This is a genomic window from Nocardia sp. AB354, assembly GCF_049538315.1.
GTDB lineage: Bacteria > Actinomycetota > Actinomycetes > Mycobacteriales > Mycobacteriaceae > Nocardia > Nocardia nova.
The window spans coordinates 1-25,538 of record NZ_JBMVFU010000034.1; the positions used below are offsets into that span (position 1 = coordinate 1).

The following is a 25,538-nucleotide window of genomic DNA, read 5'->3' on the forward strand; positions in this document are numbered from 1 at the left end:
CACGTCGCCTCGGCCCTGGCTCGCACCGGCGAATCGGCCGCCACCATCGAGTACGGCACCGGCCGGTCACACTCGCCGGGGGTCACCCGCTGGCCGGTGTCCTACACCACCGGTAGTCTCCCGCAGCAGGAGTGACACAACCACTGACCAATCCCAGAGGTCGGGTTCAGCGGCGTCGCGTTGTGCCGACTTCTCATCGGCATATTCACCCAGTGCCCTGCCCGCAGAGACATCGGCGCGGTTCGTTCGGCCGGGCGGGCGCGGGCCGGTCAGCGTTCATGTGACATGCTGGTTGACGAGCACGGGTTGTTGACATGATCGCTCGGCTCGCAACAGGAAGTTGTACATCAGTATGTCGCAGGGCAGTGTGAAGTGGTTCAACGGCGAAAAGGGCTTCGGCTTCATCGCTCAGGACGGGGGAGGCCCCGACGTTTTCGTCCACTACTCCGAGATTTCCGGCTCCGGCTTCAAGTCCCTGGATGAGGGACAGCGCGTCGAATTCGAGATCGGCCAGGGCCAGAAGGGCCCGCAGGCCCAGAGCGTTCGCGCCATCTAGGGACCGAGTCTCCACGAAACCCGCGCCTGTGGCGCGGGTTTCGTGCTTTTCGGAGGGTTGCCGGCCCGGGCGGCAGAGCGTTCGCCGGCATCCGGCCGGGCATGGGCGGTATGCGGATGGCGTGGGCCCACGTGGACACGGACGGCAGATTCCCGTAGCGTCGAGGTAGACACCCGGTCTCGTAGCAGCGGACGGTGGACTACAGGGTCCGCTCGGCGCTTCTGATCCGGAGACGGGATCACGGTCCTGACGATCGAATATCGGATCGGCAAACCACGAGCGGTCGAACGCCGCTGGATCACTCTTCGCAACCAGCGCCTGCATGATTCGCTTGCTCGGGTGTGTGTTCTCCATCGCTCATCACAGGACCGCCACGGCCCGCGAACGGGCCCAGCGCCGGCGACGCCAGAGCGGAGCGAACCGTTCGGCTCGGCGACATTGCGACCGATCTCACGATCGTCACGTCGCCGGCTTCCCTCAATGCGGCCGATTCGCGGCCGAGTCAGGAGCGTCGGCATGAACTGCCCGACCCGCCCCATCCCCAACACCGCACACCTGGACCGCGAGCATGGCGCACGCGTGCAACTCAAGACAGCCGAGACGAAAACGGGGTATGTCGACGGCGCTTGGTGGCCGCACAGCACCGATCTCGCCGCCGAACTGCCCCACCTGATCACCGCGATCGCGGGACGGCTCGACTCGATTCACCGCGTGGTTTACCAGCCCGGCGAATGGACTCCCACCCCACAACAACTTGCCCACGCCGGACGCAGTGTCCGCCTCGACGGGAACCGGCACGGCACCGCGCATACGATCGAAATCCTCGGCGCCCGCGACCGGCGGCAGATCCTTCTGATCATCCCGCCACACACCGATCCCCACAGGGCCGCCGCCGTGATGGCGATGGCCTGCCGCGTCGACGACGAATCCACGATCGACCAACTGCTGGCCCAGCTTCCCGGACGCACCGGCAGAGCCGCAGCCCTACGACAGTGGCGCAGCAGCGGAACCATCCGCCGGGTCGACACATCCGGCAGCGCACACCAGCTACCTATCCGATAACGACAGAGAGAACTCACCATGAGCGACAGAGCATCCGCCGGACCTCAGCTGTTCAGCCACGAATACACCGCACCGGACAGCACTCCCGCCAGTGCAATCGACACCGACCTGCGACCGAAATTCCTTTCCGCGCACGAAGACCGGCAACACGACGACTAACCGCAGCGGCACCTCGATTTATCGTGGCGGCTCCCGCAGGCGCCGCTTCGACCGCACCGGCATCGGCGTCGAGAGGCCTACCGACGCCGTGCAGTGCGCCATCGGCGGATCGAACACGGTCGTCACCGCCGGCCGCCGATGCGAGTCACCGGAACCCGTGGGGACGAGATCGCCGCCCTCGGTGGCGCCGATATCGAAGCGCGGCAACAGGATCGGCACCGACTCACCGAGCGTGTCGTAGAGCGTCGGCGACGGGCCGATATCGCCGAGAGCGAGGTGCCGACGGCCCTCTCGGTTCGACATCCGGCGGGCGTGGTGGTGCGTACCCCGGCCGTTGAACGATCGGACCTGTCGGTGCATCGTTGCCGACGCTGAGCGAGACGCCGGGGTGATGTGAACCGGATCCGCTGCCGACGGCGTGCGCCGGGAGATCCGGTGGGGTGCGTCACCGGTCTTAGTTTATACAAGCTTTAGATGTATAAATAGAGGTATGGCGTATGTGATCGGCGAGCCGTGCGTGGACGTGATGGACCGGGCGTGTGTGGAGGAGTGTCCGGTCGACTGCATCTACGAGGGTGCTCGCTCGTTGTACATCCACCCCGACGAGTGCGTGGACTGTGGGGCGTGTGTGCCGGTCTGCCCGGTGGAGGCGATCTATTACCAGGACGACCTGCCGGCCGAACTCGAGCCCTACCTCGACGACAACGCCGCCTTTTTCAGCGAGACCTTGCCCGGTCGCGGCGAACCACTCGGATTTCCCGGCGGCGCAGCCAAACTCGGCCCCGTCGGGGTGGATACGCCGCTGGTTGCCGCGCTGCCGAAACGGAGTGCCCAGCCATGACGCGCGAAACGGCGTCCGCTGCCACGCCGTCCAGTTCGCGTGCGACGCCGACCGGAGCCGGTGGTGGGCGGCGCGGCGAGGTGCTCGCGGTATTGCGCGACTCGCGTGATGCGTTGAGCATCCTCGATATCGCCGCGCACCTGCAGCTGCATCCGAACACGGTGCGTTTTCACCTCGAGGCGCTGGTCGAGGCCGGGCAGGCCGAGCGGGTCGACAGTCCGCGCACCGGTCCGGGCCGGCCTCCGCAAATGTTTCGCGCCCATCGCGGGATGGACCCCGCCGGGCCGCGTAACTACCGGCTGCTCGCCGATATCCTCACCGCCCAGCTGGCCTCCGATCCCGACCCGCTGGATCGTGCGGAGGAGGCCGGTCGCAGCTGGGGCCGCACATTGACTCGCGACATGGATGCCGCGGTGCCGACCGCCGAGCAGGCTGTGAGCGATTTGGTGCGGGTGCTCGACGAGGTCGGATTCGACCCCGAACCCGACCTCGATAGCGGCCGGACGCGAATCCGGTTGCGGCACTGCCCCTTCCTCGACCTGGCCGAAACTCGTGCGAGTGTGGTGTGCCCGATCCATCTGGGCCTGATGCAGGGCGTGCTGGAGGGCCGGGCCGCGCCGCTGGCTGTCGAGCGGCTCGAGGCGTTCGCGGAACCCGATCTGTGCCTAGCCCATCTCACCACGACCGGCAGCGCCGGGTCCGCCCCGGCGCGAACGGACTCCGCGCGATGACCAGCGCCGGGGCCGGCATCGTATCCTCCACGACCCGCCCCTGCCCTGGTCGTTCACCGTCCGCCGTGGCGACCCCGCAATCGAACTGACGCGGCTGATTGTTCACATCCACCTCCGACGGTCTGTTCTGCGTCACGTCCGTGGCGGGCATGTGACCCACCTCCTAGTTTTTACAATATTGCTTTGTATAAACTGATTCGTGCGAGGCTCGCCAGCCAAGCCACCCCGGTTATGACACGCGTCATTCATGACCCACCGGCCCGGCAGGGCGGCGACTCGACACAACCGCCCATACCGGAGATTCGAGGAAATGCGATGACCACCGCGATGCTGCCCCCGCCCCCGATCCACCACCCGCTCGAGATTCCGCAGCACGCGGTCGGCGTTATCCACCGGGTGCGAGACGCCGTGCGCGCGTTACCCGCTCCGACACTTCCGCGGGACATGCTCGCGGCAACGACGGTGGGCGATCTCGCCTTCACTCACGTCATCGACGCCCGCACTCTCGCCGTCGTCGCCCGCAAGGACCGCCACATCCAGCCGATCGCCGCGATGATCACCGAACACCTGCTCGGCGTCACCGCGACCGTGGTCGGCAGCGCGATCACGGTGACTCTCCGCTGACCGTTCCGCCACTGTCCACAGCGACGCCACGTTGATCCCGGCCCCGCTGAGCTCGAACCGGCCGAGGGGCCGGGAAGTGTTTCCGCAACGAATCGAACGGTGGTGCTCACTATGCCTATCGGGAAAGCCACGATAGTTCCGGCACTCGATGACCCCTGGCCGAGACCGGAACGGGGTCGGGCTGATGAGTGACGTGGCCAAGGTGATTCGACTGCGCGACAGCGACTTCGAGGCGCGGCAACGGCCGGCGTCGCGGCAATGGCCGAGCCGGCCGGCGTTACGCCCGGTGACGTCGCTGACCGGGCGACTGGCGCCGGCGACCCCGCGCAGCCCGGGCGCCTCGGCCGGCGCCACGATCATCAACGGAATCCGCTGCACCGCCGAATTCGCTCGCCGCCGCTTCACCGGCGACTACAGGGTCGACGAGTTCGGCTTGGACGAACACCTGTTGGAATCGGTTCTGCTGCCGGCTCTGCGGCCCCTGTCGGACCTCTGGTTCCGGGTCCAGGTCACCGGCGTCGACAACATCCCCGAAACCGGCGGCGCCCTGATCGTGGCCAACCACGCGGGCGTACTCCCCATCGACGCCCTGATGCTCCAGCTGGCCGTGCACGACCGACACCCCGAACAACGGCTTCTGCGGTTGCTGGCCGCCGATCTGGTCTTCGACCTGCCCATCCTGGGCGGGTTGGCCCGCAAGGCCGGGCACACCCTGGCCTGCCCCGCCGACGCCGAACGCCTGCTGCGCTCCGGCGAGCTGGCCGGAGTGTTCCCTGAAGGATTCAAGGGTGTCGGCAAGCCCTACCGTCAGCGCTACAAGCTGCAGCGGTTCGGGCGCGGCGGATTCGCTTCTGCGGCGGTCGAGGCGCGCGTGCCGATCATTCCTTGCTCGATCGTCGGCTCCGAGGAGATCTACCCCAAGCTCGCCGACATCACCCCGCTGGCCCGGCTGCTCGGGTTGCCCTACTTCCCGGTGACACCGACATTCCCGCACCTGGGCGTGCTCGGCGCAGTCCCGCTGCCCTCCAAGTGGTACATCGAATTCGGCACCCCGATCCCGATCGACGGCTTCGCCCCGGCGGCCGCCGACGATCCGATGGCCATGTTCGACCTCGCCGGCCACATCCGCGAAACCATTCAACAGACGCTGTACAAACTGCTCGCCAAACGTCCGCACCCTTTCACCGGCCCCGACAACTAACCGCACTTCGAGGCTTTCGGTTCAGAGATGTGCCTGCAGGCCGGTGGTGGCCGAGCCGGTCACTGCATCGACGAGCGGGGTCAGCCGACGAAGTTCTTCCAGATGGGTAGCACTGAGCTGGGCGAGAGCACGTTTTCCGGTCTCGGTCAGGGTGAGGCGCACGACGCGTCGGTCCGTGCCGCCCTCCCGGTTGCGGGTGACGAGCCCGAGTTGTTCGGTGCGATCGATCAGCTGCACCACGCTGTGGTGCCGGGTGCACAGGTAATCCGCGAGCTCGCCGATGCTGGGTCCATCCGGGCCGAGATGGCCTCGGATCGCCAGGAGCAGTTGGTGCTGCGCGGCGGTGAGTCCCACGTCGGCCGCCCGGTGTTCACTCCAGCGCAGGAACCGGCGCAGTCCGACGCGGAACATCAACAGCCGCGAGTACTCCTGATCGGTGAGATCGGGCGACGACGTCGACTCATATGTCATGACATGATATTATCATGTCATGACATAAGGCCGGCGGTGTACCGGACCGGTTCCGCCTATCGTCGTTGTCGATCTCAGCCGCTGGTCTTCACCGTGCAGCCGAAAGGTGGTGGAAGACATGGCTACTGACGCCATGAACATGAGCCTGCATCCCGACATCGTGGAGTTGCGGGCCAAGTACGAGAAGTACGAACTCGCCGCGATGGAACCGGCCGCGCAAGCTGTCATCGGCGTGATGTTCCTGACCGGGCTCTACATCGCGATCTCGGCGTGGGTCGTCGGTTTCCACGGTTATCCGACCTTGACCGCGAACAACCTGATCGTCGGGACCGCCCTGGCGGTGCTGGCGCTGGGGTTCGCCTCGATGTACGGACGTGTGCACGGCATCGTCTGGGCCGCTCCGCTGATCGGCGTGTGGATGATCATCAGCCCCTGGGTGGTCAGCGGCAATGTCGCCCATCCCGCGACGATCTGGAGCAACGTGGTCGCCGGTGCGGTCGCCGTGTTGCTCGGGCTGAGCTCGATGGCACTGGGCATGCGCCGGACTCGATGAGCGCGAACCGCCAACGATGGGGTGCGGGCCGATAACCAGTGGGATTCGGTCCCGCACCGGATAGCGGGACGGAACGGAGGGTGCATGACCGATAGCAAACATAGGTCGCGGGTGGTTGTGGTGACCGGTGCCAGCGGCGGTATCGGCCGCGCGACCGCGGTGGCCTTCGGCCGGCGAGGTGACAGGGTAGCGCTGCTCGCCAGGGGTGAAACAGGTTTGGCGGCCGCGGCCGAGCAGATTCGTCGCGCGGGCGGTACCGCTCTGGCCGTGCCTACCGATGTGGCCGAGAGCGACCAGGTGACAGCGGCGGCCGAGCGGGTCGAACAGGAACTCGGGCCGATCGATGTGTGGGTGAATGTCGCGTTCACTTCCGTGTTCGCACCGTTCGACGAGATCGAGCCCGCGGAGTTCCGGCGGGTCACCGAGGTCTCCTACCTCGGCTACGTCTATGCCACGATGGCGGCTCTGAAGCGGATGAAGGCCCGTAATCGAGGCACGATCGTGCATGTCGGGTCGGCTCTGGCGTATCGCGGCATCCCGCTGCAGAGCGCCTATTGCGGAGCGAAACATGCCATTCAAGGTTTTCACGAGTCGTTGCGATGCGAACTGCTGCACGAGCGCAGCGGGGTGCGGGTGACCATGGTGCAGATGCCCGCGGTGAACACGCCGCAGTTCTCATGGGTGCTGTCGCGGCTGCCGAAGCAGGCTCAGCCGGTGCCGCCGATCTACCAGCCGGAGGTCGCTGCCCGCGCTGTGCTGTACGCCGCCGACCACCCGAACCGACGCGAGTACTGGGTGGGCGGCAGCACCGCGGCCACGCTGGCCGCCAATGCGATCGCGCCGGGCCTGCTCGATCGTTATCTAGCCAAAACGGGTTTCGATTCCCAGCAGACCGATCAACCCCGCGACCCCGAGCAGCCCGAAAATCTGTGGCATCCCGCCGATGGCGAGCAGGGCAGGGACTTCGGCGCCCACGGCATCTTCGACGCCCGGTCCACCGAACGCAGTGCGCAGTTGTGGGCCGGTCAGCACCACGGCGCGGTGGCCGCTGCCGTCGCCGGGGTCGCTACGGCGGCGCTGGGCCTGTGGTCCCGTTCGCGCCGGTCCCGGCTGTGAGCGCCCGCGCATCCGGTTCGGCGGTCCGGCGGAGCCGGCTGGCGGGCATCGTCGCCGGCGTATGCGGTGTGATTCTGCTGAGCGCTCCCCGCCGGTTCGTCGGCCCCGCCCCGAGGGCGGTGACCGTGGCGCGGCTGCTCGGCGCCCGATACGGCGTGCAGGGCGTGGTGCTGGTTGTGGTGCCCGGGCCACCGGTGCGCGCCGTGCGCGCGGTGGACGTCCTGCACGCCCTGAGCATGCTCGCATTCCTCGGCTCACCCCGATACCGGCGCCCGGCCCTGGCCAGCGCCGCACTCTCGGTCGGCCTGACGCTGCTGGCCCGGCCGAGCAACCGTCGGTGATCGCCTCGGACCGCACCGACACGCCGTGCGAAAAGGTGAGCCGTGGGGCTCCGATGTGGTGACCAGGACGCTGACCGCGTGACGGATCGGATCGAATAATCGCTGGTAGAGGTGCTCGCCCGTGTAAGATTCGTCCTGCTTGGTCGAAATGGATGATGCCGCGGCTGGAGCCGGTGGGTACTCGGCCTTCCGTGTTCGTGCGTAGCCCGGTTGTGTAGTGGCAGTACGGCGGCGCATTTCGAGTTGGTCCGATGGCGTCCGCGGTAGCCGACAAATGGATACTTCGCTGACGAGGGAAGGCTCGTATGCAGATTCCGGCTGCGCGAATCCTGTTCACCGACGATGATCGAGACGAAATCGCCCGTCGTGTCACCACCGCGCTGAGCACCGGTGCGCTCACTCTCGGGCCCAATACGCGAGAGTTCGAATCCGATTTCGCCGCCGCCCACGGCGCCCCCTATGCGGTCGCGGTCAGCAGCGGAACCGCCGCGTTGGAGATCATCCTGCGCAGCGTCGGCGTTGCCGGACGTGACGTCGTCGTGCCGGCGAATACCTTCGCCGCCACCGGATTTTCGGTGCTGCGCGCGGGCGGCAACCCGGTCTTCGCCGACGTCGATCGCGATACCTTCGCGCTGTCGCCCGCAACCGTGGAGGCCGCGCTCGGACCCGACACGGCGGCCGTCGTGCTCGTCCATATCGGCGGATTGGTCTCGCCCGATGCGCCGGCCCTGCGGGAGCTGTGCGACGAGCGGGGGATCGTGCTCGTCGAGGATGCGGCGCATGCCCACGGCTGTAGCTACGGTGGGCGGTTCGCGGGCTCCTTCGGCGTCGCGGGTGCTTTCTCGTTCTATCCGACGAAGGTGCTGACCAGCGGAGAGGGCGGAATGATCGTGACCGCCGACGAGCGTATCCGCGACGAGGCCGTGCTCTACCGAGACCAGGGCAAGGCCGGCTTCCTCGGAAACGTGCACATCCGTGAGGGGTATGCCTGGCGGATGAGTGAGCTGCACGCTGCGGTCGGCCTGGTTCACCTGCGTCACCTTCCCGAATTTCTGCGAGTGCGCCAGGCCGCGGCACACCGCTACGACGCGGCGATCGACGCGATGGACGGATTCGAGCGGCTCGCCATCGCTCCCGAAGGGCGCAGCAACTACTACAAGTACATCGTGTTGCCCACCGACGACATCGACCGGGCGCAGTTCAAGAAGGCGGTCAAGGAACGGTTCGAGGTCGCGCTGACCGGTGAGGTGTACGAGGCGCCGCTGCATCGGCAACCGGTGTTCGAGCGCTTCGGCGGCCGCCGGCTCGAGGTTGCCGACGATATCTGTGCCCGGCACATCTGCCTGCCGTTGCATTCCGACATGACCGATGCCGAGGTCGATCATGTGCTGGCTGCGTTGTGCGAGGTCCGAGACACACTGATGGGAGGCTGAACAAGACATGCGGATCGGAGTGACAGGCGGCTCCGGCTTCATCGGAGCCCACGTGATTCACCGGCTCGCCGAATCCGGACACACGGTCTACGCCCTGGATACGGTCGCCCCGTCGAGTCCGGACCCTCGAGCGCGATTCCGCCGGGTGGACGTGCTCGACTCGTCCGCCGTCGTCGGCGCCTCGGCGGATCTCGAGGTGATCTTCCATTTGGCCGGCATGTCGAATGTCGATGTGGCGCATCGCGATCCGCTGCGGACGGTGCGATTGAACGTGGACGGCACCGCCAACATCCTGGACGCGGCCCGCGTGCACGGCCTGCGCCGAGTCGTCTTCGCCAGCACCGTATGGGTGTACGGGGCCGCCTTCGACGTCTCGGACGGGACGCGGCCGCTGACGGAGGCGGCGCCGATGGCGTTGGCCAAGGCCGGCCACATCTACACCTCGACGAAGATCGCCGCGGAGATGCTGATCCACAGCTACGCCGAGACCTACGACGTGCCGTTCACGATTTTGCGCTACGGCGTGCCGTATGGGCCCGGCATGAGAGACGAACTCGTCCTGGCCCGATTCGTTCGCAAAGCCATCGCGGGTGAGCCGCTGACTGTCGCCGGAGACGGCAAACAATTCCGCAACTACGTTTTCGTCGAGGACCTCGCCGACGCGCATGCACGGGTGCTCGACGACGCTGCCGAGAACCAGGTGATCGCGCTCGAAGGCAGCGAGCGGGTGAGTGTGCTCGATATGGCGGAGGCGGTGCAGGCGCGTTTTCCCGGTACCCCGATCGAGCATGTTCCGGCGCGGCCGGGTGATTTCCGGGGCATCGACGTATCGAACGCCCTGGCCGACAAGCTGATCGGGTGGCGACCCACGACCTCGTTCCAGGACGGAGTCCGGCGATACGTCGAGTGGTATCTGGCGGAGCATCCGGACACGGCCGCGGCCCGCGGAAACGGGTAGCTATGTCGACTCCCTCCGCGCTGCTGCTGTCCGGCTCGCTCGGTATGGGACACGATGTGATGGCCGACGCATGCGCGGTGTCGCTGCGCCGGCGCGGCTGGACGACCGACACCGTCGACAGCATGCGCATGATGGGAAACCGTCGAGGTGGACTCGGCGAGAAGGTGTTTCGCGGCATGCTCGCCGTGCCCGGCCTGTACGACGCCTTCCACTTCGGGCCACTGCGCTCCGGGGGCCGGCTGGCCCGGTTCATCGACGCGGCATCGTGCCGCTACCTGGTTCCCGCCCTGGACGCGCGGCTGCGCGACCGGCCGGTGCAGTTGCTGGTGTCGGTGTTCGCCACCGGCGCCGCCGCGGCCAGTCGGATCAAGGATCGTCATCCCGATGTGGTGAATGCGGTGTTCTGCACCGACACCTGCCCGCATCGGTTGTGGGTGCACCCGAACACCGATCTCTACCTGGTGACCTCGGACCCGGCGGCCCGCTACATCCGGCGCTTCGAACCCGGCGCGGAGATCGCGGTGGTACCGGCGCCGGTACGCCCGCAGTTCTACCGGGCGCCGCCGCAAGCCGAGGCGCGGGACGCGTTGGGCGTGCCCCGGAACGCGAAATGCGTGCTGCTCATATCGGGGGCGTGGGGTATCGGTCCGCTGGCCGAGGCGGCCGACCTGATCGCGCGCGCGGGCGTTCACGTGCTGGTCGTGGCGGGCCGCAATGCCGGACTGGAAGCGCGGCTGCGGTCGATGGCCGCTGAAACCGAGCGAATCGTCCCCTTCGGTTTCACCGATGAGATTCCCGTGCTGATGTCCGCCGCCGATCTCGTCATCACCTCGTCGGGGGATACCTGCGCCGAGGCGAGAGTGATCGGCCGCGACTTGCTGCTGCTCGACGTCGTGCCCGGACACGGTCGAGACAACCTCCATCAGGAGCTCGTGCGTGGCGCTGCCGCGGTGACGTCCGCGCAACCGGAGGCGATCCGGCGTTGCGTTCTGGCTTGTCTGGAGCGAGTCGAACCACCGCCGGCTCGAATTGCCGTCGAACCCGAGGCGTGGGAAGAGGCGTTCGGCGCCACGCTGGACCGGGTCGGGCTGGGCGGCCGGGCGTCGGCGCCGTGAATCAGTCGCTGACTTACGGGTTGCCGGCGGTGGTCGTAGCCGCGGCGCTGTACGGATGCGCGCCGGCAATCCAGGCCACGGCGGCGCGGCGGACCGCGCACGGCGGCGGCCTGGGACTGCTGTTGCTGGCGCGGCTCGCCGTGCGGCCGCTGTGGCTGTTCGGATTGGCTTGTGAGATGGGCGGTTTCGCGGCCGAGGCATACGCGTTCTCGGTGGCGCCGGCAACTCTGGTCGCGCCCTTGCTGACCCTGGACATGGTGTTTCTCGTTGTGATTGCCCGCCGCGGTCTCGATGAACGGCTGGCGGCGGTGGGGCGCTACGGGATCGTCGCGATGGTGCTCGGCACCGGCCTGATGGCGTATGCGTTCAACGACGAATCGGCACTCGGTTCGCCCGCATCGAACGTAGAGATGCTCCTGTTCGTCGTTGGCGGCGTAGTGGCCGCCGCGGCCGGGGCGGTCGTGGGGGACCTCGGTACCAGGACCCCACGACCATGGGTCGCGGCGCTCGGGTTCGGCACCGCGGCGGGAATCGCCTACGGCATCGCAACGGTCGCGACACGCCAGGTCGGGCTCACTTTCGAGCTACACCGTCCCTGGACGATGCTCGCCACGCCGACACCGTATGTCCTCGCGGTATGTTCGGTGCTCGGGATCAGCCTGCTGCAGCGCGGTCTGCAGGCGGGCGCCGCGGTCCTCACATTTCCGGTCACCAGCTTTCTGTCCTCGTTCGTTCCCGTCGTGCTCGGTGTCACCGTGCTCGGTGACGAGATCCCCGGAGGCGGCGCGGGCGCCGCCTTCGTCCTCGCGTTGCTGGCGGTATCCGTCGGTGTGACATGTCTCGGCCGCGATCGCGCGTCGGCCGCGCGCAGGCTCGAGGCGGAGACCGACCCGACCCCGAGGAGGGTAGGGTGAGCTGGCTGGTGACCGGTGGTGGCGGTTATATCGGATCGCACGTGGTGCGCGCGCTCCGCGCGACCGGCCGGTCCGTGGTCGTCCTCGACGATTTCTCGACCGGTCGCCGCGCCGCGATACCCGATGATGTCGCGACGGTCGCGGCGTCGGTCACCGACTTCGCGGCCATGACCGCCGCACTGCGCGACCACGAGATCACCGGAGTCGCCCACCTCGCCGGCCGGAAATCGGCAGTGGATTCGATGTCCCACCCGCTCGAGTACTACGAGCAGAACACCGGCGGAACCCGCACCTTGCTCGCCGCGATGCGCGCTACCGGCGTCGAACATCTCGTATTCTCTTCCAGCGCAGCGATATACGGCTCGCAGGTCGGAAACGGTTCGGTACGCGAACAGACACCGCCGTGCCCGATAAACCCGTACGGGCGCAGCAAGCTCGCATGCGAGTGGATCGTCGCCGACGCCGCCGCGGCGTTCGACGCGCTGAGTTCGACCGTACTGCGCTATTTCAACGTCGCGGGGGCGGGCGGCCCGGGGCTCGGGGATCGAAACGCGACCGGCTTGATTCCCACTGTGCTGCAGGCGATTTCGACCGGCCGGCCGCCGGTCGTCTTCGGTGCGGACTACCCGACGCCGGACGGATCCTGCGTCCGCGACTTCGTACACGTGCTCGATGTCGCGAACGCACACGTCAGCGCGGTCGAACGGCTCGAGTGCGGCGGGACGGGGAATTCGGTGTACAACGTCGGCACCGGGCGCGGGTACTCGGTATTCGAAATTCTCGATGCCGCCCACGCGGTGACCGGTGAGCGGTTCCGGTACGAGGTCGGCGACCGACGGCCGGGCGACCCGCCCCGCGTTATCGCCGATATCGCCAGAATCGGTCGGGAACTGGGGTGGCACGCGCGGCTGGGACTGGCTGACATGCTGGGCAGCGAGTGGGAAGCGCGAAACGCCGTGCGGGGGCGAACGAGCGCATGAAATCCGCTGTCGCGCAGGCGATGATCGCTGGTGCCGGTGCCGTGACGCTCAATGCGCTCCCATCGGTCACGGCGATCTCCGCGGTTCGCGAGCACCTGACCCCTCGCCTGTCCGGATACGCGGATACCGGCACGGTCGCATTGACCTTCGACGACGGTCCGGATCCGGCGTCGACACCGGCCGTCCTGGACGCACTGGCCACTGCTGGCGTGCACGCGACGTTCTTCCTCCTCGGATCGATGCTCGAGCGGGCACCGGCGCTCGGCGCTCGGATCGTCGCGGAAGGTCACGAGGTAGCGCTGCACGGCTGGAGCCACCGCTGCCTGCTGGCGCGCGGGCCGGTATCGACGCATCGCGACATCGCGCGCGCGTACGGCCTGATCGCGGAGACGACTCGGAGTAGACCGCTGCACTACCGACCGCCCTACGGAATACTCTCGGCCGCGGCGCTGACCACGGCCCGGCGGCTGGATATGACGCCCGTGCTGTGGACCGCGTGCGGTAAGGACTGGACGCGGACCGCAACGCCGGACACGGTGGCACGCCGAGTGATCCGCGAACTCCGCCCCGGGGGCACCATCCTGCTGCACGACTCCGACTGCACATCGGCGCCAGGCTCGTGGCGCGCGACCCTGGAGGCGCTGCCGCAAATTTTGACCGAGTGTGCCGAGCGTGATCTGTGTGTCGGCTCTCTGGCGCAGCGGACCCGCACCCAGGGGAGTGAGGCCGACAGCCGCACGGGGAGCTGATCGCTACCATGGGGCCACCCCTGATGCTGGACCGCGGAAGTTCGACGGTCAGGTGTCGAGCAGTTCTCGGGCGAAGAGGTCCTCGATCGCCCACTGTCGCGAGGACAGTCCCTGTTCGGCGTGGTAGCGCAGATAGGTGTCGAGGGTAAGGCGGTTGGCCGCGATGCCGTAGGGCCACCAGTCGTCGCCGAACTGCTCGGCGTTGCGTTCGACGAGTGCGTTGAACCACGGCACCATGGTCTGCACCTCGTAGAGGCGGCGATTGCACCGATAGTATTCGGCCGCAGTGTCTTTCGCCTCGCTGAAGACGCGGAAGATTTCGCGCGCGAGGCCGGGACGTTCGCGCAGCAGGTCGCGGCGCACGACGATGACGTGCATGATCGGGAAGATCCCGGTGCGCCGGTGATACTCGCGCTCCAGGAGTTCGGCGTCGGGAAACAGGCGGGCGACGTTCGGTGATCCGTCGAGTACGCACTGAGGGACGTTCGCCGAGAACAGGGCGTCGATCTCGCCCGCGTCCAGCATCGCGCTCAGACAGGCGCCCTCGGGTGCGGCGGTCACGTCGACGTCGGCGGGATGCGGGTGCGGTACGAAATCGAAGGGGGCCATGGGTTTGTCCAGTCCGCCGATCACCCAGCGGCTGCGTTCCGGGTGAAAGTCGTAATCGTCGGCGAAGATGCCTTTGGCCCACACGCCGGAGTCCTGACCGTAGGTGCCGAACTCCCCGATGGTGCGCCCGGCGAGCTGTGCGGGGCGAGTGATACCGGCGTGGACGTTGACGAAGACGCAGGAATGACGGAACACCCGGTTCGGGAAGATCGGCAGCGCCACGTACGGTAGGCCCGCGTCGAGCAGGCGCAGGTAGAACGTGAGTCCCAGTTCCGCGATGTCGTATCCCCGGTCGCGGATCGTCCGTTCGAAGATCTCCGGCAGGGTGGCCGCGGTGTGCACGGTGAGCGCGCTGCCGTCGACGGTGGCGGTCGCATCGAACAGTGCGCGGGTGGTGTCGTAGCGGAAACAATCGGCGGTGAGCGTGTCGTCGGTCATGAGCGTGAATCTCCTTTCGGTTCTGCGCTTTCCACGGTGGCCGGTGGACGTACAAGGTGTCCAAGTCCCGCTCCGCATCGTCGATACCCTCTCGGTATCGTGCGTGGGGTGGATCTTCGCCTGCTCCGGTACTTCGTGGCCGTCGCGGAGGAGCGCCATGTCGGCCGGGCGGCGCACCGCCTGCACATGACCCAACCGCCGCTGACCCGCGCGATCCGCGAACTCGAGGACTACGTGGGTGTGGCGTTGTTCGAGCGCACGCCCAAGGGGGTCGTCCCGACTGCGGCCGGATCGGTGTTGTACGAGGAGGCGTGCGCCCTGCTGCGCCGGGCCGACCGCATCCGCGAGCGGGTGACCACCGCGGCCGGCACCGCGACGCTGACCATCGGGACACTGGCCGATACCGCCGCCCACGTCGGCAGCCGGCTGGTGGCCGCGTTTCGCGCCCGCCATCCGCATGTGCAGGTCAGGATTCACGAAACCGATCTCGGCGATCCGACGGCCGGGCTGCGCGCCGGGCTCGTGGACGTGGCGCTGACCCGAACTCCGTTCGACGCCAACGGAATCGGCATGCGTGTGCTCCGCTCGATACCGGTCGGTGTGGTGATGCGCGAGAACGATCCCCTCGCCCACCGTTCATCGGTCACGGCGGACGATCTGACCGACCGCCGCTGGGTGCGGCTGCCCGCCGAGACCGACCCGGCGTGGACCGCGTACTGGACGTGCGGCACACCCGATGGCGCCGCGCCGGAACTGCGCACGATCCAGGAATGCCTGCAAGCGGTCCTCTGGAACGGGACCTCGGCCCTCGCCCCGCTCGACCAGCCACTACCCGCCGGGCTGGTGACCGTCCCGTTTCCCGATCGCCCGCCGAGCCGTCTGGTCGTGGCATGGTCGAAAACCGCTCGCAGCCCGCTGATCCGCAGTTTCGTCCGGACAGCCGCGGAGGGATACGGAGCCCCGGACGACGGCGCCTGAACGTACCGGCGCGCGGGCGGTGCTGAATCGAGAACTAGCGGATGATCTCGTGAACGAATTTCGCTATGGCGTCTTGTAATCGGGTCAGGCCGGGGTTGTTCGAGGGGGAGTGCCCGGTGTTGTCGAGCACCCGTCCGTACCGGCATTGGCGGAGATCGGCACCCAGGACTGGCTGGCTCAGACGCGACGGCGGTTGCGACGGAACGGAAAGCGGCTGTGCTAATGCGAATTCGGGGTGCTGCATAGGGCGACTCGACCTCATCTCGAGTGACTATCGTGTGTCGGTGAGCAATCGCGAATACGAGCCGGGTGATGTCGTCTACTTCCCGGCGGGACCGTTCCACGGCATCTGCGCGGTCGTACAAGAGGTGGACGACCGCCGAGCGCAACTGCACCTGAGCTTCAGTGAAGGCGTCGCGCATCGCGAAGGGAACGTACTACGAGAACGCCGCCACAACTTGACCGTCGGATTCGATGAAATCGAGTTGTTCTAGGCAGTAAGTCGAGATCGAATCGAGCGCACTGCGGTCCGGTGCGGCCCCCTCACTATCGGCGTTCGAACCGTATTGTCCAGGGAGTGACCAACGCCGAGCAGATCGTACGACTCGCCCAGGGCAACGCTGCTGTCACCATCGACCCTCGCAACGGATGCCGGATCAGCGGCATGACCGTTGACGGCATCGAATTGCTCCGCCAGGGAACCGAATACGGCGCCTTCACGATGGTGCCCTGGTGCGGCCGCCTCGCTTACGGCCGCTTCCGCAACGGTGGCGTCGTCCACCAGATGCCGGTCAACCACCCGCCGCACGCCATCCACGGCACCGGACGGGACTCCGCCTGGACCACAACCCAGGCGGACGACACATCAGCTGCATTCACCGTCGACCTTGCTGACCCGTGGCCTTACCCAGGCCGCGTCACGCAGCGGGTCGAACTCGGCGAGGACTCTGTGACACTCACTCTGGGGATCGAAGCCTCGGCGGATTCGTTTCCGGCGCAGGCCGGCTGGCATCCCTGGTTCCTGCGTAACCTCGGCAAGGGTGACGATGTCGAGATCGACTTTCATGCGTCATGGCAGGAATCCCGTGGCCCCGACTACCTGCCCACCGGTGAGCGCATCGAACCCCTGCCCGGTCCCTGGGACGACTGCTTCGGGATGCCCGACGGCGTCGACGTCACCCTCGCGTGGCCTGGTGCTCTCGAACTGAAGGTCACCAGCGCCGCCGAATGGGTCGTCATCTACGACCAGCAGCCCGGGGCGGTTTGCGTCGAACCGCAGAGCGGGCCACCGAACGGCCTCAACACCCTGCCGCGGCTGGTCACGCCCATCGACCCTCTCGAGATCTCCATGACCTGGAGTTGGCAGCGCCTGACGTAACAGGGCCGAACGACTCGGCAGCCGGCGACATGTCAGGGCCGGCTTCGGCCTTTGGTCTGGCCTTCGGCTTCCTGGATCCGGCGTGCGACTTCGCCGAGGCCGTCGGCGAGGGCGGTCAACTGTGTCGGTGTGAGAACGTCGATCAGCAGATCGCGGACCAGTGTGACGTGCCCGGGGGCGGCTTGTTCGAGTGCGCGGCGGCCCTTGTCGGTCAGGGTGGCGGTGACGCCGCGGCTGTCGCCGGGAACGGTCCCGCGGCAGACCAGCCCGGCCTTCTCCAGCTGATCCACCTGATAGCTCAACCTGCTCTTGGAGTTGATCAGCGAGTCGGCGAGCGCGCTCATGCGGAGGGTGCTGTCAGGGGCGTCGGCCAGCCGGACCAGCACCTCGTATTGCCCGTGGGACAGTCCGGCATCGCGTTTGAGCTGGCCGTCGATCTCTCGCTCGAGCAGCGCCCAGCCGGAGAGCAGCGCCTTCCAGGCGCGCATTTCCTGGTCGTCGAGCCATCGCACGGGCTCAGTCTACCCACCTTGTTCGAATTTGAATAAAGGCGTACTATCGCCGCATAAGGTTCAAATTTGAACAACAGGAGGTGTGATGACTGCCGAGCGGACAGACCGGATGCCGGTTTTGTACCTGTCGCACGGTGCGCCACCGCTGGCCGACGACCCGATCTGGCCCGAACAGCTGGCGCAGTGGTCGGCGGCATTGCCGAAACCGAAAGCGGTGCTGATGATTTCGGCGCATTGGGAGGATGCGCCGGTGACGCTCGGGGCAACCGAGACGGTTCCGCTGGTGTACGACTTCTGGGGCTTCCCGCAGCACTACTACGACGTTCGTTATCCAGCACCGGGCGCGCCGGAGTTGGCGGCGCAGGTTCGGAAGTTGGTGCACGGTCCGGGGACGGCGGTGCGGGAAGCGCCGGACCGGGGCCTGGATCACGGTGCGTACGTGCCACTGGTGGAGATGTATCCGGAGTCGGACGTTCCGGTGCTGCAGATGTCGCTGCCCACTCTCGATCCCGCGGAGCTGATGGCGCTCGGGCGCAAGCTCGCTCCGCTTCGGGACGAGGGCGTACTGATCGTGGGCAGTGGATTCTTCTCGCACAATCTGCGGGCGCTCACCGAAGACGGCTCCGTGCATCCGGTGATGGCCGAATTCGACGAGTGGGGCCACGGCGTGCTCGCCGCGGGCGATATCGATGCCCTGCTCGACTTCGAGAACAAGGCCCCCGCAGCGCATCTCGCGCACCCGCGCACCGAGCACTTCGCCCCGCTGTTCGTCACCCTCGGTGCGGGCGAAGCCGGCCTCGCCACCCAGCGCAGCGTCATCGACGGCTTTTGGCACGGCCTCGCCAAACGCTCCATCCAACTCGGCTGAATCACTCACCCCGACAATAGGAGTTTCCATGACCAGCACCACCGCGACCGCCCCTGTGGCGCACGCCTCCAGCCAGGTCGGCTATGACACCGGGCTGCTGGTGTTGCGTCTGGTGATCGGCCTGACCGTCGCCGCGCACGGCACCCAGAAGCTCTTCGGCTGGTTCGGCGGCGGCGGCATCTCCGGCACCGGCCAATTCTTCAGCGCCAGTGGCTATCCCGCGAGTGACGCCATGGCGGCGGTTGCCGGGCTCAGCGAAACCCTCGGCGGTCTCGGCCTGGCACTCGGTCTGCTCACCCCGTTGGCGGCGGCCGCCGTGCTGGGCGTCATGATCAACGCCATCGAGGTGCACGGAACCGGTTCGTTCTTCGCCCCCAAGGGTTTCGAATACGAATCGACCCTCGCCCTCGCCGCTGCCGCGCTCGCCCTCACCGGACCCGGCCGCTTCTCCGTCGACCACTACCTTCCAGTGCTGCGCACTCACCGGCTCGTGTACGGCGTGGCCGCGATCGTGCTGGCCGTAGTCGCCGCGAGCATCGTGCTGCTGGTACGCAACTGACCTGCCGTCACTGTTCGGCTTCCGTCCCGGGACCGGGCATACCGCCCCGGCGCCGAAGCGGCCGCCCTGGCACCGCAACGAATCCGGCGCCTCGGTCGGTGCTTCGACCTTGCCGGGACGGACTGTGAAGATCAGCCGAGTGTGAACGTCCTGGCGCGGATGCGGCGCCGGCTGGGAGAGTGTTCCCCATGGAGAACTTGCGGGACGCCGAGCGCCGACTCCAGAGCGCGCAGCTCGCCGGAGATGTCGAGGCGCTGGATCGGCTGCTGGATGATCGGCTGATTTTCACCTTCGGTGCGAACGTTCAGACCAAGGCGGACGACCTGGAGCTGCACCGCACCCGAGCGCAGGTGGTGACGAAGGTGACCGAGGAGGAGTTGACCGTGCTCACCGACGGGCGTACCGGGGTGACGTGGTTTCTCGGCACGATCGAAGGGACCGTCTCCGGTACGCCGTTCGCGGCCAGGATGCGCTACACCCGTACTTGGCTGTACGACGAGACCCACGGTTGGCGAATCATCGCCGTGCACGCCAGCACGACTCATTGACGCAGCCGAGCTACACTTTCGCGACCGTGTGCCAGCCCTTCCAGAGATGATGTCCGCCGGCAGTTGGCATCGAGTCCTACTGCTACCCAGTTACTTTCGTCCCTGCCGAACCGGCTGATGGGGCGTTAGCCTTGCGCGAGTTCATAGCTGTAGTACACCAGGCCGTCACCGAGCTGTCGGGTGTCGACCAGGTGTAGCGGCTTCTTGGCGCCGCCCTCGTCGAACAGCCGCCGGCCGGTTCCCACCACCACCGGAAAGACGACCAGCCGCAGTTCGTCGAGCAGGTTGTGTTCGATCAGTGTGCGTCCGAGCCGGTAGCTGGCGTAGATCAAAATGTCCCCGTCCACTGTGCCCTTCAGCTCCGAAACCTCCTCGACCGCGTCGCCGCGCAGGACGGTGACGTTGCTCCACCGAGGGTCCTCGACAGTCGAGGACACGACGTATTTGGGCATGCTGCGCACCCTGTTCGCCCACTCGGGGCCCACACGGCCCTCCGCCAGGTTCTGCTCTGTCATCCGGTCCGCGAACCACTCATTGGTCCGCCCGCCCAGGAGCAGCACCTCGGCGTCCAGCGCCTCCTGCGTCTCACGGACGGTCCAGTCTTCGAGGTCCTTGGCTCCTACGAACTGGTGGAACCAGCCGCCGTGTTCGAAGCCCTCCGCGCCGTCCGGGTCTTGGACCACTCCGTCGAGTGTGACGTTCGAGGTGAGGACGATCTTTCCCATTTCCGTGCTCCTTTGACGAGGTTGTCGGTTGTCACGGGTGTGGACGCCGCGACATCGGAAAAGGGGGTGCTGCCCGAGCGCCCCCTTCGCGCAGCGGCCGGCGTCCGTACAGGATGGAACCGCACACGCGGAGAAAGGTGGCCGGAGTGGAGCTGGCGAAAACAGACCTGATGTCGCGGGCGCGGGCCGGCGACGGCGAGGCGTTCCGAGCGCTGACCGAGCCGCACCGTCGCGAGCTACAGGTGCACTGCTACCGGATGCTCGGATCGTTTCAGGATGCCGAGGACGCTCTTCAGGACACCATGTTGGCGGCGTGGCGGGGCCTCGACCGATTCGAGGGCCGCGCCTCGGTTCGCACGTGGCTGTACCGCATCGCGACCAACCGGTGTCTCGACGCGTTGCGCGCCGAACGCCGGCGTCCCGCGAAGCAGTGGGACGTTCCGGGAGTCGAACCGCCGGAACCGACGGGTTTCGGCGAAATCCATTGGCTCGAGCCCTATCCCGACACCCTTCTGGACGGCGCGATCAGTGTGCCGCTGGGTCCGGAGGCCCGCTACGGGCAATCCGAATCCATTTCCCTGGCGTTCGTGACCGCCCTGCAGATTCTGCCGCCTCGCCAGCTCGCCGTTCTCATCCTGCGCGACGTCCTCGGATTCCACGCCAACGAAGTAGCCGACATGCTCGATACGACCGTCGAATCGGTCAAAAGCGCCCTCAAACGCGCACGGGCGGGCATGCGACATCGACTTCCGGTGACGGCTGCCGGAGCCCAGCCGCCCGCCGCCGGCTCGCCTGCCGAGAACGCGCTCGCGGCGAAGTTCGTCAGCGCCTACGAATCCGCCGACATCGATGCGTTGGTGGCGCTGTTGACCGACGACGTCTTCATGTCGATGCCACCGATACCGTTCGAGTACCGGGGCCGAAACAGCGTGGCCCGCTTCTGCGCCCTCGTTTTCGGCTCGGGACGGAAATTCGAACTGGTGCCGACGCGAGCCAACGGTCAACCGGCGTTCGGTGTCTACCTGCACACCCCCACCGGTAGTCAGGGAGTCGGCCTGTTCGTGCTCACCCTCGCCGGCGGCCGAATCAGCGCCATGACCCGCTTCGAGGAGAACGTCCTCCCTACGTTCGGGCTGCCGCTATCACTGCCACGTGCACGGTAGAACGCCGTCGACTCATGCCGGCTACCGCCGCACAGCGCGCACATCCCGACCCCGGCCAGGCAGGATTCGGGCGATCCGATGACGTTGGCGCACACCGACGCAGTCGCCTCCCTGACCGGGTATCTTCACGACCGTGACCTGTCCGACGTGGTCCCTGGTTCAGGTCGCGGGTACGCTCGGGCCGCCAGGGCAACCACCAGCGGCTTTGTCCCGCAGCAGAACTCAAACAGATCTCTCACCACGCGCTACGCCATATCCGTTGGATATTCGGCTATTACCACCGGAACCGACTGTGGTTCAAAGAAATTCGGAAGGAGCTCGGGGATGCACGCATCGGTTTCCCGGCTGAAGGGGATCATGGCGCCCTCACCGCTGCCCGAAGCGGTGTCGCCGCCGTGGGACGACATCGAATCGGCCTGTGGGGTCCGGCTGCCGTCGGACTATCGGGATTTCATCGACAACTACGGCAACGGCAGGATCGGCGAGCTGTACGTGCTGTACCCGGCGTCCCGTCGGCTCAATGGTGAGGTTCGGCTCACGTCGCTGATCGACAATGCCCAGGATCTGGTTGCCAACAAGGTCTTCGACTACGACGACGACGGCAATCCGCTCGTCGGTTATCCGGAGCCCGGTGGCCTGCTCCAGTGGGGTGGCAGTACCAACGGCGACATGTTCTTCTGGGTCACCGAAGGTGAGGAGCCCGACGGTTGGACGGTGCTCGCGCATTTTCACGGCCCCGCGGTCTGGGCCCGGTACGACGGTAATATGGTCGACTTCCTGACCGGGCTCGTGACCGGTGAATACCGTTATGCCCGTTCGGTACTCGGCTCGCACGCCGGACACGTGCTGTGGACGATGATCAGCGATTGGAAACACCGCTACGGCGGGCCCCCGGAGGCTTCCCTCCATGGCGGCGGCGATCGGGCCGGTGTGCAGGTGAGCCCAGGTTCACCGTTGCCGTGGGACCGTGTCGAGATTTGGGGTGGTGATCAGGACGTCTTCGGGCGAACCGGCGAAGTCGTTCCGCTGATAGCCGCCGACGGTGCGACGACGATCCGGCTCGGTGGAGGCGGCCTCGCGCCCGGCCTCGCCTATCGGCTGTTCGCGTGGGCACATACGGACGAGGACGCCGAGGCCGATCTGCTCGAAATAGTCTGCGACGGAATGATTGTCGCCCGCGGAACCCTGTCGGACTCGTCACGGTCGCGCATGGCGGAGGGCCGGATTCTCGTCCCCGCCAACACGCCGGACGTGGTGGTACAGATCCGTGTTCGCAGCGAGAAGCCGGCAGTCACGCTACGCACCTTCTACCTGACCATCAACGGGACACTGGGGAACTGACTGGCGTCAGGCGTCCGCTTCCAGCTCGGGGATCGCCTCGTGCAGTACTTTCCACCTTCTGGTTCTTTCACAGATCGATGCTCTGGCCAGGGGGTAGGACCGTGATTTCGGTGCCGGTCAGGCCGGCCAGGAGGGTTCGGGTGGAGGTTTGGCCGAGTTCGCTGAGCATGAGCTCGTGGATCTGGATTACCCGGCGAGGCTTGACCGCGCGCAGGTAGTCGGCCGCCTCGCCCAGTTTGGTCCAGGGCCCGCTCGTGGGCAGTAACAGGGTGTCGAGGGGCACCTCGGGTACGAAGTAGGCGTCGCCGGGGTGGAACAGCGTCTCGTCGATGAGGTAGCCGAGATTGTCGACGCAGGGGATGTCGGCGTGAATCGTGGCGTGGCGGTCGCCGTGGACACCGACGGTGAAGCCGCCGACGCTCAGGTCGTCCCCGGTGGTGAGGATTTGCACCCGCCCGCCGTGGCTGCCGAGCTTGTCCAGCACCGCGCGCGGTCCGAAGATCCGCAGTTCCGGATCGTCGTCCAGGGCGGCTGCCAGCAGGCTGTCGTCGAAATGGTCGAAGTGCTCGTGGGTGATGAGCACTGCTGTGGCCCCCGTGACGGCGGCCTTCGCGTCGGGGGTGAACGTGCCGGGGTCCAGCACGATTCTGGATCCGTCCTTCTCCAGGGCGACGCAGGCGTGGGCGTATTTCGTCAGTTGCATGGTGGTTCCGTTCCTGCTCGGGCGTTGTCGCACGATTCAAAGTATACAGGTTTGCTGTATATGTCGAGCGTCGTGTACTTGCCCGTGTTGCTGTTGCTGCGGCCTTCGGTGCAGTGGGTCAAATACAGCGGGGCTGTATAGTTGATCTGTGGCGGACCGAGATCACTTGGCGGAGCGGCTGCGGGTCTCCATCGGCAGGTTCGTGCGTGCGACTCGCGCGCATGCCGACACTCTGCCGCCACCTCTCGCGGAGACCATGGGCCTGCTCGATCGTGAAGGTGATGCCTCGACGGCGTCCCTTGCCCAGTGGCGTGGGGTACGCCACCAGAGTCAGAGCCGGGCGGTAGCGGATCTGCAGGCCAGGGGGTATGTCGCCCGACGGGACGATCCCCGGGACCGCCGCGGCTTCCTCGTGACCCTCACCGAGCAGGGACGCGCTGCCCTCGACCGAGATCGGGAGGCCAGGCGCGAATGGGTCGCCGAGGCCATCGATGCTCTCCTGAGCGCAGACGAGCGCGCGCAGCTCAGCGCCGTCCCTCAGCTCTTGGACCGACTGTCCGCGTACGAGGGCGACCGTAGGTGAACTATCCGGCGCATCATTTCGAGCTTCGATCCGCCGGACGCTTGCCGCGGCCTGGGGCGGCAATGCGAAAGAGATCCGACAAGTCTTGCCGAGGAAGGGAGCCCCAGTGACCGCCGAGCCGTTCGAAGTCGGAATCACCGAAGCCGAGATCGCGGATTTGCGTGAACGATTGCGAAGGACGCGGTGGCCCGAGGCCGAGCCGGTGGACGACTGGTCGCAGGGTTTGCCGCTGTCTTATGCGCAGGAGCTGTGCCGTAGCTGGGCCGAGGACTACGACTTCGGGTTCGCCGAGCGGCTGAACGTGTTCCCGCAGTATCGCGACACGATCGACGGGCTGGGCATCCACTTCCTGCACGTCCGCTCGCCGGAGCCGGATGCGTTCCCGCTGGTGCTCACGCACGGGTGGCCGGGTTCGGTGCTCGAATTCCTGGAGATCCTGGGCCCGCTGACCGACCCGCGCGCGCACGGTGCGGACCCGGCGGACGCGTTCCACGTCGTCGCGCCGTCGTTGCCCGGATACGGCTGGAGTGACAAGCCGTCGACGACCGGGTGGGGCGTCGATCGCATCGCGCGGGCCTGGGACACGTTGATGGTCTCGCTGGGTTACGAGCGGTACGGCGCGCAGGGCGGTGATTGGGGTTCGGCGGTGTCCGGCGCGCTGGGCGAGGTGGCGCCCGAGCGGGTCGCCGGCGTGCACCTGAACATGGGGTCCGTGGCGGCGGGCACGTTCGACGATCCGACGCCCGCGGAGCTGGCGAACCTGAAGGCCGCCAAGGAGTTCCGACGCACCGGTCGGGGGTACTCGGCGATTCAGGCGACGCGGCCGCAGACGCTCGGCTACGGCCTCACCGACTCCCCGGCGGGCCAGGCCACGTGGATCGCAGAGAAGTTCTGGGCCTGGACGGACAACAATGGTCATCCCGAGGACGCGTTGTCGCGCCAGCAGATCCTCGATGAGATCTCGGTTTACTGGTTCACCGCGTCGGCCACGTCGTCGGCCCGCCTGTATTGGGAGAGCTTCGCCGCTTTTCGCGACAAAGTCACCGCGCCGTCCGGGTTATCGGTCTACCCGCGCGACCTAACCCGCCCGTCGCGGCGGGAGGCCGAGCTGCGGTTCACCGACCTGCGCTGGTTCGAGGAACTGCCGCGAGGTGGCCACTTCGCCGCGCTGGAGCAGCCGAAGTCGCTGGTCGAGCAGGTGCGCGGCTTCTTCCGACTCTTCCGCTGACGCTCTGCCCCAACCGACTGCGGCCGGCCCAGCCCGCCAGCATCTCAGGAGCGCCGCCGCGAGAATCCGGACCCACGCGTGCCCTCTCACGTCGATGACGG

32 protein-coding genes are annotated in these 25,538 nt (G+C 67.1%); 26 read left to right on the top strand and 6 right to left on the bottom strand.

Annotated elements, in window-relative coordinates; genetic code table 11:
- Positions 1-352 precede the first annotated feature (352 nt).
- The 3 genes from ACPCUW_RS32125 to ACPCUW_RS32135 all read left to right on the top strand — a co-directional run bounded on the left by ACPCUW_RS32125 (position 353) and on the right by ACPCUW_RS32135 (position 1,777).
- The gene (locus ACPCUW_RS32125) at positions 353-556 is read left to right on the top strand and encodes a cold-shock protein (protein ID WP_030517997.1); all 204 of its coding nucleotides are present in this window, start codon (positions 353-355) and stop codon (positions 554-556) included.
- Between the two features lie 516 nt (positions 557-1,072).
- Positions 1,073-1,618: a DUF5994 family protein gene (locus ACPCUW_RS32130; RefSeq protein WP_063910839.1), complete on the top strand. Its 546-nt coding sequence runs from the start codon at positions 1,073-1,075 to the stop codon at positions 1,616-1,618.
- Positions 1,619-1,636: 18 nt separating this feature from the next.
- Positions 1,637-1,777: a hypothetical protein gene (locus ACPCUW_RS32135; RefSeq protein ID WP_156055821.1), complete on the top strand. Its 141-nt coding sequence runs from the start codon at positions 1,637-1,639 to the stop codon at positions 1,775-1,777.
- Positions 1,778-1,795: 18 nt separating this feature from the next.
- Here ACPCUW_RS32135 and ACPCUW_RS32140 read toward each other — a convergent pair whose 3' ends face one another.
- A complete protein-coding gene (locus ACPCUW_RS32140) occupies positions 1,796-2,137 on the bottom strand; it encodes a hypothetical protein (protein ID WP_423428981.1) in 342 nt (113 codons plus the stop codon).
- 130 nt (positions 2,138-2,267) lie between these two features.
- Here ACPCUW_RS32140 and fdxA point away from each other — a divergent pair, with 130 nt between their 5' ends.
- The 4 genes from fdxA to ACPCUW_RS32160 all read left to right on the top strand — a co-directional run bounded on the left by fdxA (position 2,268) and on the right by ACPCUW_RS32160 (position 5,174).
- A complete protein-coding gene (gene fdxA, locus ACPCUW_RS32145; protein ID WP_104393047.1) occupies positions 2,268-2,618 on the top strand; it encodes a ferredoxin in 351 nt (116 codons plus the stop codon).
- Positions 2,615-3,349: a helix-turn-helix transcriptional regulator gene (locus ACPCUW_RS32150; RefSeq protein WP_423428982.1), complete on the top strand. Its 735-nt coding sequence runs from the start codon at positions 2,615-2,617 to the stop codon at positions 3,347-3,349. The genes fdxA and ACPCUW_RS32150 overlap by 4 nt, the downstream gene beginning before the upstream one ends.
- A 315-nt stretch (positions 3,350-3,664) precedes the next feature.
- Positions 3,665-3,973, top strand: a complete 309-nt coding sequence (locus ACPCUW_RS32155; RefSeq protein ID WP_423428983.1) for a hypothetical protein — start codon at positions 3,665-3,667, stop codon at positions 3,971-3,973.
- A gap of 184 nt (positions 3,974-4,157) precedes the next feature.
- Positions 4,158-5,174, top strand: a complete 1,017-nt coding sequence (locus ACPCUW_RS32160; protein WP_423428985.1) for a lysophospholipid acyltransferase family protein — start codon at positions 4,158-4,160, stop codon at positions 5,172-5,174.
- A 21-nt stretch (positions 5,175-5,195) separates the two neighbouring features.
- Here the strand turns inward: ACPCUW_RS32160 and ACPCUW_RS32165 are convergent, their stop codons facing one another.
- Entirely contained in the window at positions 5,196-5,645 is a 450-nt protein-coding gene (locus tag ACPCUW_RS32165) for a MarR family winged helix-turn-helix transcriptional regulator (protein WP_423428986.1), read from the bottom strand.
- Positions 5,646-5,763: 118 nt separating this feature from the next.
- Here ACPCUW_RS32165 and ACPCUW_RS32170 point away from each other — a divergent pair, with 118 nt between their 5' ends.
- From ACPCUW_RS32170 to ACPCUW_RS32210, 9 genes are all read left to right on the top strand, one after another.
- Positions 5,764-6,198: an SPW repeat protein gene (locus ACPCUW_RS32170; RefSeq protein ID WP_423428988.1), complete on the top strand. Its 435-nt coding sequence runs from the start codon at positions 5,764-5,766 to the stop codon at positions 6,196-6,198.
- Between the two features lie 84 nt (positions 6,199-6,282).
- Positions 6,283-7,314 carry an SDR family oxidoreductase gene (locus ACPCUW_RS32175; protein WP_423428990.1) on the top strand — a complete coding sequence of 344 codons (1,032 nt, stop codon included), beginning with the start codon at positions 6,283-6,285 and terminating at the stop codon, positions 7,312-7,314.
- Positions 7,311-7,655 (top strand): hypothetical protein, encoded by a 345-nt coding sequence (locus ACPCUW_RS32180; protein WP_156511532.1) that lies wholly within the window; start codon positions 7,311-7,313, stop codon positions 7,653-7,655. Before ACPCUW_RS32175 ends, ACPCUW_RS32180 begins: the two co-directional genes overlap by 4 nt.
- Before the next feature lie 305 nt (positions 7,656-7,960).
- Complete coding sequence (locus tag ACPCUW_RS32185) at positions 7,961-9,088, top strand: DegT/DnrJ/EryC1/StrS family aminotransferase (protein ID WP_423428992.1); 1,128 nt, start codon at positions 7,961-7,963, stop codon at positions 9,086-9,088.
- Between the two features lie 19 nt (positions 9,089-9,107).
- Entirely contained in the window at positions 9,108-10,046 is a 939-nt protein-coding gene (locus ACPCUW_RS32190; RefSeq protein WP_197516592.1) for an NAD-dependent epimerase/dehydratase family protein, read from the top strand.
- 2 nt (positions 10,047-10,048) lie between these two features.
- Complete coding sequence (locus tag ACPCUW_RS32195; protein ID WP_423428993.1) at positions 10,049-11,161, top strand: MGDG synthase family glycosyltransferase; 1,113 nt, start codon at positions 10,049-10,051, stop codon at positions 11,159-11,161.
- Positions 11,158-12,075 carry a DMT family transporter gene (locus tag ACPCUW_RS32200; RefSeq protein WP_423428994.1) on the top strand — a complete coding sequence of 306 codons (918 nt, stop codon included), beginning with the start codon at positions 11,158-11,160 and terminating at the stop codon, positions 12,073-12,075. The genes ACPCUW_RS32195 and ACPCUW_RS32200 overlap by 4 nt, the downstream gene beginning before the upstream one ends.
- Positions 12,072-13,055 (top strand): UDP-glucose 4-epimerase GalE, encoded by a 984-nt coding sequence (galE, locus tag ACPCUW_RS32205; protein WP_423428996.1) that lies wholly within the window; start codon positions 12,072-12,074, stop codon positions 13,053-13,055. The genes ACPCUW_RS32200 and galE overlap by 4 nt, the downstream gene beginning before the upstream one ends.
- On the top strand, positions 13,052-13,804 hold the full coding sequence (locus tag ACPCUW_RS32210) for a polysaccharide deacetylase family protein (RefSeq protein ID WP_423428998.1): 753 nt from the start codon (positions 13,052-13,054) through the stop codon (positions 13,802-13,804). The genes galE and ACPCUW_RS32210 overlap by 4 nt, the downstream gene beginning before the upstream one ends.
- A gap of 48 nt (positions 13,805-13,852) precedes the next feature.
- Here the strand turns inward: ACPCUW_RS32210 and ACPCUW_RS32215 are convergent, their stop codons facing one another.
- Positions 13,853-14,851, bottom strand: coding sequence for a 4,5-dihydroxyphthalate decarboxylase (locus tag ACPCUW_RS32215; protein WP_423428999.1), 999 nt, complete (start codon positions 14,849-14,851; stop codon positions 13,853-13,855).
- Between the two features lie 108 nt (positions 14,852-14,959).
- Here ACPCUW_RS32215 and ACPCUW_RS32220 point away from each other — a divergent pair, with 108 nt between their 5' ends.
- The 3 genes from ACPCUW_RS32220 to ACPCUW_RS32230 all read left to right on the top strand — a co-directional run bounded on the left by ACPCUW_RS32220 (position 14,960) and on the right by ACPCUW_RS32230 (position 17,207).
- The gene (locus tag ACPCUW_RS32220; RefSeq protein WP_423429000.1) at positions 14,960-15,829 is read left to right on the top strand and encodes a LysR family transcriptional regulator; all 870 of its coding nucleotides are present in this window, start codon (positions 14,960-14,962) and stop codon (positions 15,827-15,829) included.
- Between the two features lie 284 nt (positions 15,830-16,113).
- Positions 16,114-16,323, top strand: a complete 210-nt coding sequence (locus ACPCUW_RS32225) for a hypothetical protein (protein WP_423429002.1) — start codon at positions 16,114-16,116, stop codon at positions 16,321-16,323.
- 83 nt (positions 16,324-16,406) lie between these two features.
- Positions 16,407-17,207 carry an aldose 1-epimerase gene (locus ACPCUW_RS32230; RefSeq protein ID WP_423429003.1) on the top strand — a complete coding sequence of 267 codons (801 nt, stop codon included), beginning with the start codon at positions 16,407-16,409 and terminating at the stop codon, positions 17,205-17,207.
- 32 nt (positions 17,208-17,239) lie between these two features.
- Here the strand turns inward: ACPCUW_RS32230 and ACPCUW_RS32235 are convergent, their stop codons facing one another.
- Complete coding sequence (locus tag ACPCUW_RS32235; protein ID WP_423429004.1) at positions 17,240-17,719, bottom strand: MarR family winged helix-turn-helix transcriptional regulator; 480 nt, start codon at positions 17,717-17,719, stop codon at positions 17,240-17,242.
- Positions 17,720-17,804: 85 nt separating this feature from the next.
- Between ACPCUW_RS32235 and ACPCUW_RS32240 the strand changes: the two genes are divergently transcribed.
- The 3 genes from ACPCUW_RS32240 to ACPCUW_RS32250 all read left to right on the top strand — a co-directional run bounded on the left by ACPCUW_RS32240 (position 17,805) and on the right by ACPCUW_RS32250 (position 19,694).
- Positions 17,805-18,587, top strand: a complete 783-nt coding sequence (locus tag ACPCUW_RS32240) for a dioxygenase (protein WP_423429006.1) — start codon at positions 17,805-17,807, stop codon at positions 18,585-18,587.
- Positions 18,588-18,615: 28 nt separating this feature from the next.
- On the top strand, positions 18,616-19,146 hold the full coding sequence (locus ACPCUW_RS32245) for a DoxX family protein (protein ID WP_423429007.1): 531 nt from the start codon (positions 18,616-18,618) through the stop codon (positions 19,144-19,146).
- 188 nt (positions 19,147-19,334) lie between these two features.
- Positions 19,335-19,694 (top strand): nuclear transport factor 2 family protein, encoded by a 360-nt coding sequence (locus tag ACPCUW_RS32250; RefSeq protein WP_423429009.1) that lies wholly within the window; start codon positions 19,335-19,337, stop codon positions 19,692-19,694.
- 125 nt (positions 19,695-19,819) lie between these two features.
- Here the strand turns inward: ACPCUW_RS32250 and ACPCUW_RS32255 are convergent, their stop codons facing one another.
- The gene (locus ACPCUW_RS32255) at positions 19,820-20,419 is read right to left on the bottom strand and encodes a dihydrofolate reductase family protein (protein ID WP_423429011.1); all 600 of its coding nucleotides are present in this window, start codon (positions 20,417-20,419) and stop codon (positions 19,820-19,822) included.
- Positions 20,420-20,565: 146 nt separating this feature from the next.
- Here ACPCUW_RS32255 and ACPCUW_RS32260 point away from each other — a divergent pair, with 146 nt between their 5' ends.
- Together ACPCUW_RS32260 and ACPCUW_RS32265 are read left to right on the top strand one after the other, a co-directional pair.
- Positions 20,566-21,582: a sigma-70 family RNA polymerase sigma factor gene (locus ACPCUW_RS32260; protein WP_423429012.1), complete on the top strand. Its 1,017-nt coding sequence runs from the start codon at positions 20,566-20,568 to the stop codon at positions 21,580-21,582.
- Positions 21,583-21,660: 78 nt separating this feature from the next.
- Positions 21,661-22,923 carry an SMI1/KNR4 family protein gene (locus ACPCUW_RS32265; protein WP_423429013.1) on the top strand — a complete coding sequence of 421 codons (1,263 nt, stop codon included), beginning with the start codon at positions 21,661-21,663 and terminating at the stop codon, positions 22,921-22,923.
- 67 nt (positions 22,924-22,990) lie between these two features.
- On the opposite strand, the gene ACPCUW_RS32270 is transcribed toward ACPCUW_RS32265, so the two are convergent.
- Positions 22,991-23,626 carry an MBL fold metallo-hydrolase gene (locus tag ACPCUW_RS32270; protein WP_423429015.1) on the bottom strand — a complete coding sequence of 212 codons (636 nt, stop codon included), beginning with the start codon at positions 23,624-23,626 and terminating at the stop codon, positions 22,991-22,993.
- A 148-nt stretch (positions 23,627-23,774) separates the two neighbouring features.
- Here ACPCUW_RS32270 and ACPCUW_RS32275 point away from each other — a divergent pair, with 148 nt between their 5' ends.
- Both ACPCUW_RS32275 and ACPCUW_RS32280 read left to right on the top strand, forming a co-directional pair.
- Complete coding sequence (locus tag ACPCUW_RS32275) at positions 23,775-24,209, top strand: MarR family winged helix-turn-helix transcriptional regulator (RefSeq protein ID WP_063018605.1); 435 nt, start codon at positions 23,775-23,777, stop codon at positions 24,207-24,209.
- 106 nt (positions 24,210-24,315) lie between these two features.
- The gene (locus ACPCUW_RS32280; RefSeq protein WP_423429016.1) at positions 24,316-25,437 is read left to right on the top strand and encodes an epoxide hydrolase family protein; all 1,122 of its coding nucleotides are present in this window, start codon (positions 24,316-24,318) and stop codon (positions 25,435-25,437) included.
- The last annotated feature ends 101 nt before the right edge of the window (positions 25,438-25,538 follow it).

Coding starts and splice junctions, on each gene's coding strand:
- ACPCUW_RS32125 (WP_030517997.1), top strand. CDS start 353: ATGTCGCAGGGCAGTGTGAAGTGGTTCAACGGCGAAAAGGGCTTCGGC.
- ACPCUW_RS32130 (WP_063910839.1), top strand. CDS start 1,073: ATGAACTGCCCGACCCGCCCCATCCCCAACACCGCACACCTGGACCGC.
- ACPCUW_RS32135 (WP_156055821.1), top strand. CDS start 1,637: ATGAGCGACAGAGCATCCGCCGGACCTCAGCTGTTCAGCCACGAATAC.
- ACPCUW_RS32140 (WP_423428981.1), bottom strand. CDS start 2,137: ATGCACCGACAGGTCCGATCGTTCAACGGCCGGGGTACGCACCACCAC.
- fdxA (WP_104393047.1), top strand. CDS start 2,268: ATGGCGTATGTGATCGGCGAGCCGTGCGTGGACGTGATGGACCGGGCG.
- ACPCUW_RS32150 (WP_423428982.1), top strand. CDS start 2,615: ATGACGCGCGAAACGGCGTCCGCTGCCACGCCGTCCAGTTCGCGTGCG.
- ACPCUW_RS32155 (WP_423428983.1), top strand. CDS start 3,665: ATGACCACCGCGATGCTGCCCCCGCCCCCGATCCACCACCCGCTCGAG.
- ACPCUW_RS32160 (WP_423428985.1), top strand. CDS start 4,158: ATGAGTGACGTGGCCAAGGTGATTCGACTGCGCGACAGCGACTTCGAG.
- ACPCUW_RS32165 (WP_423428986.1), bottom strand. CDS start 5,645: ATGACATATGAGTCGACGTCGTCGCCCGATCTCACCGATCAGGAGTAC.
- ACPCUW_RS32170 (WP_423428988.1), top strand. CDS start 5,764: ATGGCTACTGACGCCATGAACATGAGCCTGCATCCCGACATCGTGGAG.
- ACPCUW_RS32175 (WP_423428990.1), top strand. CDS start 6,283: ATGACCGATAGCAAACATAGGTCGCGGGTGGTTGTGGTGACCGGTGCC.
- ACPCUW_RS32185 (WP_423428992.1), top strand. CDS start 7,961: ATGCAGATTCCGGCTGCGCGAATCCTGTTCACCGACGATGATCGAGAC.
- ACPCUW_RS32195 (WP_423428993.1), top strand. CDS start 10,049: ATGTCGACTCCCTCCGCGCTGCTGCTGTCCGGCTCGCTCGGTATGGGA.
- ACPCUW_RS32210 (WP_423428998.1), top strand. CDS start 13,052: ATGAAATCCGCTGTCGCGCAGGCGATGATCGCTGGTGCCGGTGCCGTG.
- ACPCUW_RS32215 (WP_423428999.1), bottom strand. CDS start 14,851: ATGACCGACGACACGCTCACCGCCGATTGTTTCCGCTACGACACCACC.
- ACPCUW_RS32240 (WP_423429006.1), top strand. CDS start 17,805: ATGACTGCCGAGCGGACAGACCGGATGCCGGTTTTGTACCTGTCGCAC.
- ACPCUW_RS32245 (WP_423429007.1), top strand. CDS start 18,616: ATGACCAGCACCACCGCGACCGCCCCTGTGGCGCACGCCTCCAGCCAG.
- ACPCUW_RS32250 (WP_423429009.1), top strand. CDS start 19,335: ATGGAGAACTTGCGGGACGCCGAGCGCCGACTCCAGAGCGCGCAGCTC.
- ACPCUW_RS32255 (WP_423429011.1), bottom strand. CDS start 20,419: ATGGGAAAGATCGTCCTCACCTCGAACGTCACACTCGACGGAGTGGTC.
- ACPCUW_RS32265 (WP_423429013.1), top strand. CDS start 21,661: ATGACGTTGGCGCACACCGACGCAGTCGCCTCCCTGACCGGGTATCTT.
- ACPCUW_RS32270 (WP_423429015.1), bottom strand. CDS start 23,626: ATGCAACTGACGAAATACGCCCACGCCTGCGTCGCCCTGGAGAAGGAC.